The following is a 13,534-nucleotide window of genomic DNA, read 5'->3' as shown; positions in this document are numbered from 1 at the left end:
ATCACTTCGCCCGCCTCTTGAAGTAAGCGTACTTGAAGCCCATCAGCCACAGCATACCGAAATATAACGCTGCGAACAGGACGAGGCAGGCGCCGAGCAGCGCGATGCGCGCGAAGGGCTCGTGGCGCAGGCCGATCCAGTCGTAGCTGGTCGCGCACCAGTGCATCACCCCCGCCAGCACGAGGCATGCCCCGATCAGTTGCACGAAGAACGTCGCCCAGCCCGACGACGGCATGTAGATCCCGCGCCGGCGCAGGCCGATGAAGAGGAGTAGCGCGTTCATGCAGGCGCCGAGCCCGACCGAGAGCGTGAGGCCCGCGTGCGCGAAGACCGGCACGAAGATGTAGTTGCTGACCTGGGTGGCAATGAGCACGCCCACGCCGATCTTCACGGGCGTCTTGATGTCCTGGCGCGCATAGAAACCCGGCGCGAGGATCTTGATGAGAATGAGGCCGATGAGGCCCACGCCATAGGCGGCGAGCGCGCGGCCCGTCATGACGACCGAATTCGCGTCGAATTTGCCGTAGTGGAACAGCGTCGCGGTGAGCGGCTCGGCGAAGAAGAACAGCGCGATCGCCGAAGGCGCGGCGAGCAGGAACGTCACGCGCAGCCCCCAGTCGAGCAGCGCCGAATACTCGTGCGGATCGGCATCGACGTGTGCCTTCGAGAGGCTGGGCAGCAGGATCGTGCCGAGCGCCACGCCGAGCAGCGCGGTCGGAAACTCCATGAGGCGGTCGGCGTAGTTGATCCACGAAACCGCGCCCGCACCGAGACGCGATGCGATGTTCGTATTGATGATGAGGCTGATCTGCGCGACCGAGACGGCGAACATCGCCGGCACCATCTTCGCGAGCACGCGCTTCACGCCGCGATGGGCGAGCGCTTTCAGCGGGCGCCAGCCGATGCGCGGCATCATGTCGATACGCTTCAAGGCCGGCAGTTGAACGAGAAACTGCAGCACGCCGCCGACGATCACGGCCCACGCGAGCGCATAGACCGGCTGCTTCATGTGCGGCGCGAAGAAGACGGCCGCGACGATGAACGAAACGTTGAGCAGGACCGGCGCGAACGCCGGCAACGAGAACTGCTTGTACGTGTTCAGCACGCCCGACGCGAGCGACGTCAGCGAGATGAACACGATATAGGGGAACATGATGCGCGTCATCGTGACGGCGAGCGGATACGCCTGCCCGTCGCTCTTGAGGCCCGAGGCCACGACCGTCACGACAAGCGAGGCGCCGACGATGCCGAGTACCGAAAGAATGGCGAGCACCCAAGCGAGCACCGTGGAGGTGGCGTCGACGAGGTCGCGCGTGGCATCGTGCCCTTTCTGGTTCTTGAACTCAGCGAGGATCGGCACGAACGCCTGGGAAAACGCCCCCTCCGCCGAGATCCGGCGCAGGAGGTTGGGAATGCGGAACGCAACGTAGAAGGCGTCGGTGAACTGACTCGCGCCGAACGCGCGGGCAATCAGTGTTTCACGGGCCAGACCGGTCACGCGCGACAGCAGCGTGAAGCCGCTGACCGTCAGCAGGGCTCGGAATAGATTCATGGGGCGCTTATTATACGGGTGCCGCGAAGCCGGCCGATGCTATGCGCCGGCCATACTTCGCCTCTTTGTGATCTGCGATGTGATCTGCGGCGATCCGCGAATCTGACCACGCGCAGAAGACAGCGTTCGGTCGAGAGCGCATAAATCCGATCGGACTGCACGCCGGCGAAACACGGCGATCAAGCCCTTTTTCGCGCGGCGATGCCCCGCGCGAGCCTACGCGCCCGATGCGGCACGATTGCCACTCCCATGATTTTGTTGCTATAATTGCCGATTCTTGGTCTCCCGTGGACCTTGAATCCGCGTCTTGGAAAGAAAGCGAAAACCAGCTGTCAGCGCCTTCTGGGTAGAAGGCAGGGGTAGGAGGCAGGCGGCACTTTTCGACTTTGGCACAAAAGGCGCAGTCGGCAAATGCGCACTCGATGCAGCCTCAAAGTATTCGAGGCATTCGAGGCACACAACCGGCAAATACCGTTTTGCGCTTTCGGGCATGGGTCCCGGAAGCTCAAATCCAGGCAAGGCGCGTTCTCCAGTCCGACTCGATGTCGGCGGGCTTGCGCTCTGAAAACTCAAGGAATCGTAATGGCAAACTCCGCACAAGCACGCAAGCGTGCCCGTCAAGCCTCGAAGGCAAACTCGCACAACTCGGCGCTGCGCTCGAAGTTCCGCACCGCTATCAAGGCTGTTCGCAAGGCGATCGACGCCGGCGACAAGGCAGCGGCCGCAGAAATTCTGAAGGCTTCGGCAAAGACGCTCGACATCATCGCCGACAAGAAGATCGTTCACAAGAACAAGGCCGCTCGCAACAAGAGCCGCCTCACGGCCGCCGTCAAGGCAATGCAGTAAGCGATACGGAAAGCGCGCCACGACGGCCGCTTCCTGTTTCCACTGCAGCACGAAAAACCCGCTTCGGCGGGTTTTTTTGTGGGCGCGCGTGAATCATCTCTTGCGAAGAAGACATTGAACCGGACGTAAAAAAACCCGCCGTAGCGGGTCGCTTCATCGTGCCGAAAGAATCAGCTTGCCCCGACCTGCTGGGTCGGGTGATCGTGCGGCAGTTCGCATGCCTCGGTCACGAGGAGGTCGTTGTCCTTGGCGAAATTCATCACGAAGTTGAACGCCATCGGCTCGATGTCTTTCAGCCGCGAATCGAGGACCACGCACTTCAGGTCGCCGATCATCGTCGGCCGGACATACAACGAGTACCGCAGATAGGCATTCGGGCCCCGCGCGTTCGCCGACGCCTTCGGACCGAAGCTCGACATCACGCCCGCCAGGCGTTCCGACCAGTCGCTCGGACGAAACGTCTTCCCGTTCGAGGTGATACCTTGAATGAAGTATTCGGTTGGGGCTTCGTCGGCCATGTACGGTACCTGTGTGGCGGCACGCTCGCGTCACCCACGAGTTGCCGGCGGGATAGGGGTCACGGGCTTCCGGCCAGCGCACAGGCCCGCTATCGTGCCTGAGAGAAAACCCCGCGATTATAGCCTGGCAGGGGTCTTTCCGCACTGCACACAAGCCGCTCCGGCGGGTGTCCGTGCCCCCGGCAGTAACGCCCCGATCGCGAGGCGCTTACCCCTGCCGCGCGCCCCGTACGGCTTCCGGGCGACTCGTCAAATCCTGCAAAATCCTTTATGCTGCATTGACTTACCACCAACCGCAGCGGCGTCGCCGGCCCCATCCTGCAGTTTCGAGGCCGGATCGGGCGCCGCTTTCGTTTCATGACCTCCCGGACCCTACGCCATTACCTGCAGTTCAAGGATTTCTCTCTTGAAGACTATGAATATGTGCTTGAGCGTGCCCGCATCCTCAAGCGCAAATTCAAGAACTACGAGACGTATCATCCGCTGCACGACCGTACGCTCGCGATGATCTTCGAGAAGAACTCCACGCGTACGCGGCTCTCGTTCGAAGCCGGTATCTTCCAGCTCGGCGGCCATGCCGTGTTCATGAACACGCGCGACACGCAGTTGGGCCGCGGCGAACCGATCGAAGACGCGGCCCAGGTGATCTCGCGCATGGTCGACATCATCATGATCCGCACGTTCGGCCAGGACATCCTCACGCGCTTCGCCGAAAACTCGCGCGTGCCGGTCATCAATGGCCTGACGAACGAGTACCACCCCTGCCAGGTGCTGGCCGACATCTTCACGTATTACGAGCATCGCGGCCCGATCCGCGGCAAGACGGTCGCCTGGGTCGGCGACGCGAACAACATGCTCTACACGTGGATCGAAGCGGCGCAGATTCTCGAATTCAAGCTGACCATCTCGACGCCGCCGGGCTACCCGCTCGACGCAGCGCTCGTTGCGGAGGAAAGCAAGCCGTTCTTCGAAGTGTTCGAGGATCCGAACGCCGCCTGCGAAGGCGCCGACCTCGTCACCACCGACGTCTGGACGAGCATGGGCTTCGAAGCCGAAAACGAAGCGCGCAAGAAGGCGTTCGCCGACTGGTGCGTGGACGCCGAGATGATGGCGCGCGCCCAGCCCGACGCCCTCTTCATGCATTGCCTGCCCGCCCACCGCGGCGAGGAAGTGAGCGCGGACGTGATCGACGGGCCGCAAAGCGTGGTGTGGGACGAGGCGGAAAACCGCCTGCACGTCCAGAAGGCGCTGATGGAATTCCTGCTGCTCGGCCGGCTGAACCACTGAGCCGGGCCGACCGCAACCGCGAGCGGATCCGCAGACCGTCTACGGAGGCGTCAAGCCCCCTTCTCGTCGCAATGCCGGGACATCTTCCCGGCATTGTTCATTTCTGCGCGCGGCTCAGGCTGCCGCGCCTGGAGCCGTCTCCCCGAGCCGCCGCGCCAGCGACTTGAGCAGCGGCGCCACACGCTGGCGAAACACGTCCGGTCCCATCGACGAGGCCGGCCCGCTGCAGCTCAGCACGAGCCAACGGCGCTCGCGCGGCTCGCGAAACGGCACCGCGACAGCGTTCACGTCGTCATGCCAGTCGCGAAACGAGTAGCAACAGCCCTCTTTCGCGAATATCTCGATCTCATGCTGCGTGGCCGCCACCTGCGCCGGTCCCTCCGCGCCCGCGGCTTTCTCCAGTTCGGCCATGAGCGCCGCGCGCACGTCAGGCGGCTGAACCGCGAGATACGCGCGACCCATCGAACTTGTCAGCATCGACAGACGCGAGCCCGAAGCCAGCCCGAGCGTGAGCGCGGTCTCGCTGCGAATCGTCTCCAGATAGATCATCTCCAGCCCGTCGCGGCAGCCTAGCGATACCGCCGCCCCCACCTCGCGCGCGAAGGCCCGCAGATGCGGCCGCGCGAGTTCGAGGACGTCGGTGTTCGAGAGCATCGTGAACCCAAGCGAGAGCACGCCCGCATCGAGCGCGTACTTGCCGAGGGCTTCGTCGAAGCGCAGGTAGCCAAGCACGGTGAGTGTGTACGCGAGCCGGTTCACGGTGGCCTTCGGCAGGCCGGTGCGCGCGACGAAATCGCGGTTGCCGAGCAGCGTTTCGCCGGGGCGGAACGCCCGCAGCAGTTCGAGGCCGCGCGCGAGCGCGACGACGAACTTGCGCTCGTCGAGCTCGCCGCCGGGCAGCGAAGCGGATAAGGGGAATCCAGATGCAGACATGGGCGCGTAAGTGATACACTGGAGTCAATATGCAAAACATTGTTCCGCATTGCGGAACTTCCGTCAAGTACAAATTCCCCTTTTGGAGGAGAGACACCATGGCCGAACACGCCCAGTTTCATTGGGAAGATCCGTTGCTGCTGAGCCAGCAGCTCACCGAAGACGAACGCATGGTGAGCGACGCCGCTGCCGCTTACGCGCAGGACAAGCTCGCGCCGCGCGTGCTGGAGGCGTTCCGCCACGAAAAGACCGATGCCTCGATCTTCCGCGAAATGGGCGAAGTGGGCCTGCTCGGACCGACGATCCCCGAACAGTACGGCGGTCCGGGCCTGAACTACGTGAGCTACGGGCTGATCGCGCGCGAAGTGGAGCGCATCGACTCCGGCTATCGCTCGATGATGTCCGTGCAGTCGTCGCTCGTCATGGTGCCGATCTACGAGTTCGGTTCGGAGGAACAAAAGCAGAAGTACCTGCCGAAGCTCGCGTCCGGCGAATGGATCGGCTGCTTCGGCCTCACCGAGCCGAACCATGGCTCCGACCCGGGCAGCATGATCACGCGCGCGAAAAAGGTGAACGGCGGCTACTCGCTCACGGGCGCGAAAATGTGGATCACGAATTCGCCGATCGCGGACGTGTTCGTCGTCTGGGCGAAGCTCGAAGAAAACGGCAAGGACGATATCCGCGGCTTCATCCTCGAAAAGGGCTGGAAGGGTCTGTCCGCACCGGCGATTCACGGCAAGGTGGGCCTGCGCGCGTCGATCACGGGCGAAATCGTGCTCGACGAAGTGTTCGTGCCGGAGGAGAACATCATGCCGGGCGTGAAGGGCCTGCGCGGACCGTTCACCTGCCTGAACTCGGCGCGCTACGGCATCGCCTGGGGCGCGCTCGGCGCCGCCGAATCCTGCTGGCACACCGCGCGCCAATACGTGCTGGATCGCAAGCAGTTTGGCCGCCCGCTCGCGGCGAACCAGTTGATCCAGAAAAAGCTCGCCGACATGCAGACCGAAATCACGCTCGGCCTGCAAGGCTGCCTGCGCCTTGGCCGCATGAAGGACGAAGGCACGGCCGCGGTGGAGATCACTTCCATCATGAAGCGCAACTCGTGCGGCAAGTCGCTCGACATCGCCCGTCTCGCCCGCGACATGATGGGTGGCAACGGCATCTCCGACGAATTCGGCGTAGCGCGCCACCTCGTGAATCTCGAAGTAGTCAACACCTACGAGGGCACGCACGACATCCACGCGCTGATCCTCGGTCGTGCGCAAACGGGCATTCAGGCGTTCTTCTGAACGGCGCCTGCGCAGGCAGGAAAGCATGAAAAAAGCGCCGCACGATGTGCGGCGCTTTTTGCTTGAGCGGGCGTTCCGGGGAACCCGTCCGGGCGCTGTCTCGACCGCCGCTTACTTGTTCGGCTGCGGCGTAAGACGCAGGTACGGACGCAACGCCTTGTATCCCTTCGGGAACTTCTGCTTGATCAGCTCTTCGTCCTTCAGCGAAGGCACGATCACGACGTCGTCGCCCTGCTTCCAGTTGCCGGGCGTCGCGACCTGATAGTTGTCCGTGAGCTGCAGCGAGTCGATCACGCGCAGCACTTCGTCGAAGTTGCGGCCCGTGCTCGCCGGATAGGTGATGATGAGCCGCACCTTCTTCTTCGGATCGATCACGAAGAGCGAACGCACGGTCAGCGTCTCGTTCGCGTTCGGGTGGATCATGTCGTACAGCGTGGACACCTTGCGATCGCCGTCCGCGAGAATCGGAAAACCGACGCTCGCCGCCTGCGTCTCGTTGATATCCTTGATCCACTCGTTGTGCGACTCGGCGCTGTCCACCGACAGCGCAATCGTCTTCACGCCGCGCTTCTCGAACTCGTCCTTGAGCTTGGCCGTGAGGCCGAGTTCGGTCGTGCAAACGGGCGTGAAGTCGGCGGGATGGGAGAACAGCACGCCCCAACTGTCGCCGAGCCACTCGTGGAAGCTGATGCGGCCGAGGCTCGAATCCTGCTCGAAGTCGGGTGCGATATCGCCAAGACGTAGACTCATGGTGCGTTTCCTTGAATGGAGTGTGGGTGGAATCTCCCGGCACCGGCCGGGCTTCGAACCGTGAAAGACCTCGGACACCCAAGCATACGGGAGTCCGCCCGCGCCGCGAACGAACATTGCCTCACACCATTATGAGTTTTGGTAATTTCGGACCGGATCATGGAAACTTCTCGGGCCAGATCAACTCCATCCAACCTGGTGTGCCGCGTGACACGAGCCGTTGCAGCACGGGAACAGTAAGTGCGCCACAGGCGCTTCGAGTGCGCGCCGCACTCGCCAGCGTCCGTTTCTTTGTTACGATTCACGCGTGGCGTAACACGAAGGGAGCCAGTCAATGTCAGAAGTCAACAAGGAGAGGCTGATGTCGGATATCAAGACCGTCCTCGCGGATGCAGAGGACCTGCTCAAGCAGGCAGCGAGCGCCACCGGCGAACGGGCGTCCGAACTGCGCGAAACGGCGCTCTCCCGCCTGAAACAGGCGAAGGAGAAAGCGGCCGACGTTCAGGTCGTGGTGATCGAGAAGGGCAAGAAGGCGGCTCGCGCCACCGACGACTACGTTCACGAGCATCCGTGGACGTCGATCGGTATCGCGGCAGGCGTGGGCGTGCTGATCGGTCTGCTGATCAACCGCAAGTAAGCGAGCGCCGCGCCCGGCAACCGGCGACTGGCCTGGCGGTCCATACCGCCACGCTTGCCCGGGCCACGCCGTGCCGGGCGCCATGCCCTACCGCGGGCCGGTGCGCCGCACCGGCCCGTCCTTCCTCGCGCAATCGCATGCGCAACCTGCTCCCGCCATGACGACAGATACCCAATCGCCACGACACGACCACGGACCGCTGCGGCGGCTGCTCGGTTCGGCGTTCGCGATGCTGCAAACCCGGCTCGAGCTCATCGGCATCGAACTGGCGGAGGAGAAGGAACGTCTGCTCGCCGTCCTGTTCCTCGGCCTCGCGGCGATGATGCTTGCCACCATGGCGTTGATCGCGTTGACCGCGCTGATTGCGATCGCCTTCTGGGACACCTGGCGCTGGCAGGCACTGGCCGTTATCACCGCCGTCTACGCGCTGGCCGCGCTCGTCTGTGCGCTCAAGGCGCGCAGCGGGCTGCGCAATGCCCCGCTGGTTTTCCAGGCAACGTTGGAAGAGTTCGAGAAGGACCGCGAAATCCTTCGCAAGCATTGATCGCCAGGAACCGCTACTCAATCCAGCCGACGCCATGAACCAATCGAAACCGGATAACGCCTTTCGCCCCGCCCGGCCGCGCTCCCACGACCTTTCCACGCCGCAGTTGCGCGCGTTGCGCAAGGAACTGCTGATCGTCCGCGCGAGCGTGGAGCGCGCCGAAATGGCCGAAACGATTGTCGAGTTGCGCGAGCGGGCCACCCATTTCAGTTGGCTGCGCTTTCTCGTGCCCGGTTTCAGCCGCGCGGGCGGGGCTGTCTCGGCGGGCGCCGGAATCGGCAACCTGCTCAAGCAATATCCGCTTCTGAGCTCGCTCGTCTCGCTGGTCGTCGCCAAGCCGTTGCGCAGCAGGCTCGTTTCGGCGGCACGTCCGATCATCAAGTGGGGCGGCCTCGCGTTCACCGCGTGGGAGGCATATCGCGTGTGGCAGCAGATGCGGCGCCAGAATGGCCGCCCCGCGCGCGCCAATTCGTCTGACGAGTCCCCCGACGCGGGCTACTGACGCTCCGGGCTACCCGGTTCGCTCAGCGCCCTCGCCAGCATTCCTCCGCAACCGGCGCGACCGTGCCCGCTATCGCAGTCCGGTTGCCGCGTGCCCCTGTCGCGTCGAGCGTGAAGATTCCGCAGGGGTCGCCGTGCATCGGTCCCGTGGCAACCGGAGAAGCCTCCAGTCCGTAACCGCCGTTCGACTCGTCCGCGGGCAACAGACGCAGGCGGTAGACTGGCGGCCCTGTCGGCGGCGATTGATCCATGCCCGCAGGCAGCACTGCCGGCACCGACACCTGGGTATCGATGAATTGCGCCGCACGATAGAGCACGGTCACGGTCTCGATCCGATGGCTACGTGCGATCTGACCGCTCCACGACGGCAACGCGAAAACCGCAACGATCGCCATCGCCGCAAGCGCCATCGCGAGCTCCAGCAGTGTGAACGCGTGCTTCCCGGCTTTCATCGTCTTTCCCTCCCTGGCGCCTCGTCAGAAAGGCCGCGCTGCAATGCGGCGCCAATGCCGTTCGATATGCGTACCGTCGAGAACGAGCTGTACCTGCAGCCAGCTCTGCGTCTCTTCGGACGCGCCAAAGCCGCGTGCCGTCAAGACAAAGGCGCGCGCCGCCGGCCGGCTGCCGATGCGCCATGCCTCGACGAAACATTGCGGCGGCCTGACCGAGCCCGGCCACGCGCCGGTCACAGCAATGGCCCGTGCATCGAAGCCGGCTTGCTGGCGCCAGCCCGCCGGCTCCCCTGTCAAGACGGGTGCCGCCGGTGCGATCATGGAGCCGTTGGCCAGCGCGCGCGTGCAGAGCAAGAGCGCGGCATCGGCGGCATGAAACGCCTGCAGCGTGTCGGCAATAAAGCTGGCATTGCGCGCTTCGAGCAACGCAGCTTCGAACCAGGCCGACGACGTGACGAGCATCATCGACGCCATCACCAGTACGACCGGCAGCGCGATGCCTCGACGTTGCCGCCGCCCGCGCGGCGAATGGCTGCGTGCCGCGCTCATGCCGCACCGCCCGCCGCATTGCGTAGCGCGATATGGCGCCAGAAGATCTGGCGCGCGCGTCCGTCGGTGGCGAGGATCGTCGCGCCATTGCAATCGACGTAGCTCACCCGGCGCGTAGACGGCGCACCGCGCACCTGTACGCACAGATCGACGGCGATGACCTGGGGCCACTGGTCGCGCGCGAGCGACGAGGCATCCACAGGCTGGCTCGCGTCCGCCAGCCAGTAGCGCAGGCGCAGCTTTTCGACGCCCTCCACGAGCGGCTGCGCGGTCCCGACCTTGCCCGAACCTTCGCAGTACAACTCCGGCTCGCCGGTGGAACTGCTCGGTTTCGCGTGGTAGCGGTTGACCACCGTCACGCCCTCCCCGCCTGCCGCCTGACCGAGGCAGTCGGTCACCTCTCCCGACGACGAACGCGAGGTCGAGACGGTGTCGCCGACATAGCGAATCGCAATGCCATCCGAGCGGCTGGACAGCGTCTCGCAGGTCAGACCGGCATCGGCTCCCACTGGTCGCCCGGCGGTGCAGCCGAAGATGGCACTCGCGGCAGGTCCTTGCGGTGTATCGGCCGGCGTAAAGCCCGCCATCTGGATCTGCTCGCCGATCAGCAGCAATGCATTCATGCCCGCCTCGTGAATGCGCGCGGCGTCGGTCGCCGCGACGAATGCCTGGTGCTGCGAACGATATGCCGTGATCGCCCCCGCCCCCACGACGAGGCCGAGCGCGACGGCAATCGTCAATTCCAGCAGCGTATGCCCGCGGCTGCTCCGCCTCGTGCTGAACCCGCTGCCCGTCATTTTGCGAACGCCAGCGAGACGCATGCGTGACCCTCGGCAGCCGCCACGCCGTTGCACATGTCCGGCGGCACTGAAACGGCGGGCGCCATTGCGTAGCGCGACGCAACCCACGTCACGGTCGCGACAACGCCCTCGCCGCCCGCACTTGTCAGCGCGACGGTGCCCAGCGGCACGATAGCCGGCACTCTCGCCTTCCACTCGTCTGCGGCCCTCGCGGAAGCTCCGAGCAACGCCTCCGCGATCGCATCGGCGGCAAACGCGGCGCGTTCGCGCTCGCTCGCGGCCCGTGCGTGCCGCGCCATGGCGATCTGCGTACCGAGCTGACCGAGCACGCAAATTGCCATGATGGCCATCGCCAATGCGACCTCCAGCAGCGTCGCACCACGCCTGGTCGTGCCGCGCCCCCGCCTCACGACGCCCCTCCGCACGCGCCCTCGTTGATGCGTGCGCGTCCTGCCGCCGCGACGCGAATGCAGCGGCGCCATGGCGCACCGCGCACGGCCCCACCGGCAGCGCGCGGTGCGATATCGAAGCTGCGAAGCACGCCGATGGCCTGCCCCGCCGGCGGGGTAAACGTGATCGCAGTCAATTGCGACGCGATTGCTACGTTATCGTGCGCTGGCTGCACCCGCAGGGGACGCATCGACCCTGGGCCTTCGGCCATCACCGCCCACCCGCACGACCAGTCGGCTGCCCCCGACGGACAGGCCTTGTTGGCCGCAAGGCAATGACGAGCCACGTCGATACGGCATACGGTGATACGCGCCTTGCGCCGGATCGCTTCGTTGCGCGCATAGGCGAATGTTCCGAGCAACGCGTTCGCACGTGCGTTCACCTCGTCGCGTATGCGCCAGGCGACAAACGAAGGCGTCGCCGCAGCCGCGCCAATCGCAAGCAGGACCACGACGACCATGGTCTCGATCAGCGAGAAGCCGTTGTATTTCATCAGCAATCCTTATTTTTAAGGTATTGCCGTCAATCTAGCGAGAAAGCGGGAGCGGAACAATCGGCCGAACGGCCAGGTGGCACAGGACGCGCCCGTTCGCGACAATCCATGCGTCACGAACGGCTGCGAAAGAGGAGAAGAGAAATGCGGAAGGACTCAGCGTTTGCGCGGCGGCGTGCCGGCGCTGCTGCTACGGCGGAATTCCTCGATCACGTCCTCGAATTCGGAGACATCCTCGAAGCGCCGGTATACGGATGCGAAACGCACGAACGCGACCTTGTCGAGTTCGCGCAACTCGGCCATGACGAGCTCGCCAAGGCGCTCGCTGCGCACCTCGCGCTCGCCGCTGCCAAGCAGTTGATATTCGATGCGCGCCACCGCCGCATCGATCGCGTCGGCCGCAACCGGACGCTTGCGCAGCGCCAGTTGCATGCTGGCCACGATCTTGCGGCGGTCGAATTCCGTGCGGCTGCCGTCCTTCTTCACGACAGCCGGCATCGCCAGCTCGACCCGCTCGTACGTCGTAAAACGCTTGTCGCAGGCCGGGCAGCGGCGGCGCCGGCGGATCGCGGCGCCGTCTTCGGACACGCGCGAGTCAACCACCTGTGTGTCTTCGTGCCGACAGAAAGGGCAGCGCATGCTGGGTCGGCGCGCGGCTTAGCGGTAAACCGGGAAGCGCTTCGTCAGCTCGGCGACCTGCGCGCGCACGCGCTCGATCGTTGCCGCATCTGCCGGGTTGTCGAGCACGTCGGCAATCAGGTTACCCACCTGCTCGGCTTCCTTCACGCCAAAGCCGCGCGTCGTCATGGCCGGCGAGCCGAGGCGGATGCCGCTCGTCACGAACGGCTTTTCCGGGTCGTTAGGAATGGCGTTCTTGTTCACGGTGATATGCGCTTCTCCCAGCACCCGCTCGGCTTCCTTGCCCGTGATGTGCTTCGCGCGCAGGTCCACCAGCATCACGTGGCTTTCCGTGCGGCCCGAAACGATACGAAGACCACGCTTGACCAGCGTCTCCGCCAGCACGCGTGCGTTCTCCACCACGTGCTGCTGGTAGGTCTTGAATTCCGGCGAAAGCGCTTCCTTGAACGCCACCGCCTTGCCCGCGATCACGTGCATGAGCGGACCGCCCTGGATGCCCGGGAAGATGGCCGAGTTGATCGGCTTCTCGAACTCCGCCTTCATCAGGATCACGCCGCCGCGCGGGCCGCGCAGGCTCTTGTGCGTGGTCGTGGTGACAAAGTCCGCATGCGGCACCGGGTTCGGGTAGAGGCCCGCGGCGATCAGGCCTGCGTAGTGCGCCATGTCGACCATGAAGTATGCGCCCACTGCCCTGGCAACCTTGGCGATGCGCTCGAAGTCGATACGCAGCGCGAATGCCGACGCACCCGCGATGATCAGCTTCGGCTTGCTCTCGTGCGCGCGCTTTTCGAGCGCGTCGTAATCGATGTCTTCCTGGGCATCGAGGCCGTAGCTCACGACGTTGAACCACTTGCCGCTCATGTTGAGCGCCATGCCGTGCGTGAGGTGACCGCCTTCGGCAAGGCTCATGCCCATGATCGTGTCGCCGGGCTTGAGCATGGCGAAGAACACGCCCTGGTTCGCCTGCGAACCCGAGTTCGGCTGAACGTTCGCGGCTTCGGCGCCAAACAGTGCCTTCACGCGGTCGATCGCGAGCTGCTCGACGATATCCACGTATTCGCAGCCGCCGTAATAGCGCTTACCGGGATAGCCTTCGGCGTACTTGTTGGTGAGCTGCGAGCCCTGCGCGGCCATCACGGCCGGGCTGGTGTAGTTTTCCGAGGCGATCAGCTCGATGTGCTCTTCCTGACGGCGGTTCTCGAGTTCAATGGCCTTGAAGAGTTCGGGATCGACTTTGGCGATGGTGCTTTCGGCTCTGTCAAACATACGGATTCCGTTAAGTGTGTTCAGGTTG

At 64.4% G+C, this 13,534-nt stretch carries 17 protein-coding genes; 6 read left to right on the top strand and 11 right to left on the bottom strand.

The window, feature by feature from the left end; genetic code table 11:
* Position 1 precedes the first annotated feature (1 nt).
* The gene (murJ, locus tag WJ542_RS07625; RefSeq protein WP_411188689.1) at positions 2-1,552 is read right to left on the bottom strand and encodes a murein biosynthesis integral membrane protein MurJ; all 1,551 of its coding nucleotides are present in this window, start codon (positions 1,550-1,552) and stop codon (positions 2-4) included.
* A 582-nt stretch (positions 1,553-2,134) separates the two neighbouring features.
* Between murJ and rpsT the strand changes: the two genes are divergently transcribed.
* Positions 2,135-2,398 (top strand): 30S ribosomal protein S20, encoded by a 264-nt coding sequence (gene rpsT / locus WJ542_RS07620; protein WP_411188688.1) that lies wholly within the window; start codon positions 2,135-2,137, stop codon positions 2,396-2,398.
* 170 nt (positions 2,399-2,568) lie between these two features.
* On the opposite strand, the gene WJ542_RS07615 is transcribed toward rpsT, so the two are convergent.
* Positions 2,569-2,916 (bottom strand): DUF3579 domain-containing protein, encoded by a 348-nt coding sequence (locus WJ542_RS07615; protein WP_411188687.1) that lies wholly within the window; start codon positions 2,914-2,916, stop codon positions 2,569-2,571.
* Between the two features lie 357 nt (positions 2,917-3,273).
* On the opposite strand from WJ542_RS07615, the gene argF reads away from it, so the two are divergent.
* Positions 3,274-4,203 (top strand): ornithine carbamoyltransferase, encoded by a 930-nt coding sequence (argF, locus tag WJ542_RS07610; RefSeq protein WP_411188686.1) that lies wholly within the window; start codon positions 3,274-3,276, stop codon positions 4,201-4,203.
* Positions 4,204-4,317: 114 nt separating this feature from the next.
* Here the strand turns inward: argF and WJ542_RS07605 are convergent, their stop codons facing one another.
* Positions 4,318-5,136, bottom strand: a complete 819-nt coding sequence (locus WJ542_RS07605) for an IclR family transcriptional regulator (protein ID WP_411188685.1) — start codon at positions 5,134-5,136, stop codon at positions 4,318-4,320.
* A 98-nt stretch (positions 5,137-5,234) separates the two neighbouring features.
* Between WJ542_RS07605 and WJ542_RS07600 the strand changes: the two genes are divergently transcribed.
* Complete coding sequence (locus WJ542_RS07600) at positions 5,235-6,425, top strand: acyl-CoA dehydrogenase (protein WP_411188684.1); 1,191 nt, start codon at positions 5,235-5,237, stop codon at positions 6,423-6,425.
* A 111-nt stretch (positions 6,426-6,536) separates the two neighbouring features.
* Here WJ542_RS07600 and WJ542_RS07595 read toward each other — a convergent pair whose 3' ends face one another.
* Positions 6,537-7,175: a peroxiredoxin gene (locus WJ542_RS07595; protein ID WP_411188683.1), complete on the bottom strand. Its 639-nt coding sequence runs from the start codon at positions 7,173-7,175 to the stop codon at positions 6,537-6,539.
* A gap of 334 nt (positions 7,176-7,509) precedes the next feature.
* Here WJ542_RS07595 and WJ542_RS07590 point away from each other — a divergent pair, with 334 nt between their 5' ends.
* The 3 genes from WJ542_RS07590 (at position 7,510) to WJ542_RS07580 (ending at position 8,858) form a co-directional block, all read left to right on the top strand.
* A complete protein-coding gene (locus tag WJ542_RS07590; protein WP_411188682.1) occupies positions 7,510-7,812 on the top strand; it encodes an ElaB/YgaM/YqjD family protein in 303 nt (100 codons plus the stop codon).
* A gap of 157 nt (positions 7,813-7,969) precedes the next feature.
* The gene (locus WJ542_RS07585; RefSeq protein WP_411190501.1) at positions 7,970-8,356 is read left to right on the top strand and encodes a phage holin family protein; all 387 of its coding nucleotides are present in this window, start codon (positions 7,970-7,972) and stop codon (positions 8,354-8,356) included.
* Positions 8,357-8,390: 34 nt separating this feature from the next.
* Positions 8,391-8,858 carry a DUF3318 domain-containing protein gene (locus WJ542_RS07580; protein WP_411188681.1) on the top strand — a complete coding sequence of 156 codons (468 nt, stop codon included), beginning with the start codon at positions 8,391-8,393 and terminating at the stop codon, positions 8,856-8,858.
* 22 nt (positions 8,859-8,880) lie between these two features.
* Here the strand turns inward: WJ542_RS07580 and WJ542_RS07575 are convergent, their stop codons facing one another.
* The 7 genes from WJ542_RS07575 to glyA form a co-directional block, all read right to left on the bottom strand.
* On the bottom strand, positions 8,881-9,309 hold the full coding sequence (locus tag WJ542_RS07575; protein ID WP_411188680.1) for a type IV pilin protein: 429 nt from the start codon (positions 9,307-9,309) through the stop codon (positions 8,881-8,883).
* Between the two features lie 24 nt (positions 9,310-9,333).
* Positions 9,334-9,858, bottom strand: a complete 525-nt coding sequence (locus WJ542_RS07570) for a pilus assembly PilX family protein (RefSeq protein ID WP_411188679.1) — start codon at positions 9,856-9,858, stop codon at positions 9,334-9,336.
* Positions 9,855-10,679 carry a PilW family protein gene (locus WJ542_RS07565; protein ID WP_411188678.1) on the bottom strand — a complete coding sequence of 275 codons (825 nt, stop codon included), beginning with the start codon at positions 10,677-10,679 and terminating at the stop codon, positions 9,855-9,857. Before WJ542_RS07565 ends, WJ542_RS07570 begins: the two co-directional genes overlap by 4 nt.
* The gene (locus WJ542_RS07560; protein WP_411188677.1) at positions 10,652-11,008 is read right to left on the bottom strand and encodes a hypothetical protein; all 357 of its coding nucleotides are present in this window, start codon (positions 11,006-11,008) and stop codon (positions 10,652-10,654) included. Before WJ542_RS07560 ends, WJ542_RS07565 begins: the two co-directional genes overlap by 28 nt.
* A gap of 56 nt (positions 11,009-11,064) precedes the next feature.
* On the bottom strand, positions 11,065-11,601 hold the full coding sequence (locus WJ542_RS07555; RefSeq protein WP_411188676.1) for a GspH/FimT family pseudopilin: 537 nt from the start codon (positions 11,599-11,601) through the stop codon (positions 11,065-11,067).
* Positions 11,602-11,757: 156 nt separating this feature from the next.
* The gene (gene nrdR / locus WJ542_RS07550; RefSeq protein WP_411188675.1) at positions 11,758-12,240 is read right to left on the bottom strand and encodes a transcriptional regulator NrdR; all 483 of its coding nucleotides are present in this window, start codon (positions 12,238-12,240) and stop codon (positions 11,758-11,760) included.
* 18 nt (positions 12,241-12,258) lie between these two features.
* Positions 12,259-13,506, bottom strand: a complete 1,248-nt coding sequence (glyA, locus tag WJ542_RS07545) for a serine hydroxymethyltransferase (protein WP_411188674.1) — start codon at positions 13,504-13,506, stop codon at positions 12,259-12,261.
* Between the last annotated feature and the right edge of the window lie 28 nt (positions 13,507-13,534).

The organism is Paraburkholderia yinzeri (assembly GCF_046581065.1).
GTDB lineage: Bacteria > Pseudomonadota > Gammaproteobacteria > Burkholderiales > Burkholderiaceae > Paraburkholderia.
This window is presented reverse-complemented; position numbering and strand designations above follow the sequence as displayed.

Bases quoted from the DNA above. Each gene is read 5' to 3' on its own strand.
- WJ542_RS07600 (WP_411188684.1), top strand. From the start codon at position 5,235: ATGGCCGAACACGCCCAGTTTCATTGGGAAGATCCGTTGCTGCTGAGC.
- glyA (WP_411188674.1), bottom strand. From the start codon at position 13,506: ATGTTTGACAGAGCCGAAAGCACCATCGCCAAAGTCGATCCCGAACTC.
- WJ542_RS07590 (WP_411188682.1), top strand. From the start codon at position 7,510: ATGTCAGAAGTCAACAAGGAGAGGCTGATGTCGGATATCAAGACCGTC.
- WJ542_RS07565 (WP_411188678.1), bottom strand. From the start codon at position 10,679: ATGCGTCTCGCTGGCGTTCGCAAAATGACGGGCAGCGGGTTCAGCACG.
- WJ542_RS07570 (WP_411188679.1), bottom strand. From the start codon at position 9,858: ATGAGCGCGGCACGCAGCCATTCGCCGCGCGGGCGGCGGCAACGTCGA.
- WJ542_RS07580 (WP_411188681.1), top strand. From the start codon at position 8,391: ATGAACCAATCGAAACCGGATAACGCCTTTCGCCCCGCCCGGCCGCGC.
- WJ542_RS07615 (WP_411188687.1), bottom strand. From the start codon at position 2,916: ATGGCCGACGAAGCCCCAACCGAATACTTCATTCAAGGTATCACCTCG.
- WJ542_RS07595 (WP_411188683.1), bottom strand. From the start codon at position 7,175: ATGAGTCTACGTCTTGGCGATATCGCACCCGACTTCGAGCAGGATTCG.
- argF (WP_411188686.1), top strand. From the start codon at position 3,274: ATGACCTCCCGGACCCTACGCCATTACCTGCAGTTCAAGGATTTCTCT.
- WJ542_RS07605 (WP_411188685.1), bottom strand. From the start codon at position 5,136: ATGTCTGCATCTGGATTCCCCTTATCCGCTTCGCTGCCCGGCGGCGAG.
- murJ (WP_411188689.1), bottom strand. From the start codon at position 1,552: ATGAATCTATTCCGAGCCCTGCTGACGGTCAGCGGCTTCACGCTGCTG.
- nrdR (WP_411188675.1), bottom strand. From the start codon at position 12,240: ATGCGCTGCCCTTTCTGTCGGCACGAAGACACACAGGTGGTTGACTCG.
- WJ542_RS07555 (WP_411188676.1), bottom strand. From the start codon at position 11,601: ATGAAATACAACGGCTTCTCGCTGATCGAGACCATGGTCGTCGTGGTC.
- WJ542_RS07560 (WP_411188677.1), bottom strand. From the start codon at position 11,008: ATGGCCATCATGGCAATTTGCGTGCTCGGTCAGCTCGGTACGCAGATC.
- WJ542_RS07585 (WP_411190501.1), top strand. From the start codon at position 7,970: ATGACGACAGATACCCAATCGCCACGACACGACCACGGACCGCTGCGG.
- rpsT (WP_411188688.1), top strand. From the start codon at position 2,135: ATGGCAAACTCCGCACAAGCACGCAAGCGTGCCCGTCAAGCCTCGAAG.
- WJ542_RS07575 (WP_411188680.1), bottom strand. From the start codon at position 9,309: ATGAAAGCCGGGAAGCACGCGTTCACACTGCTGGAGCTCGCGATGGCG.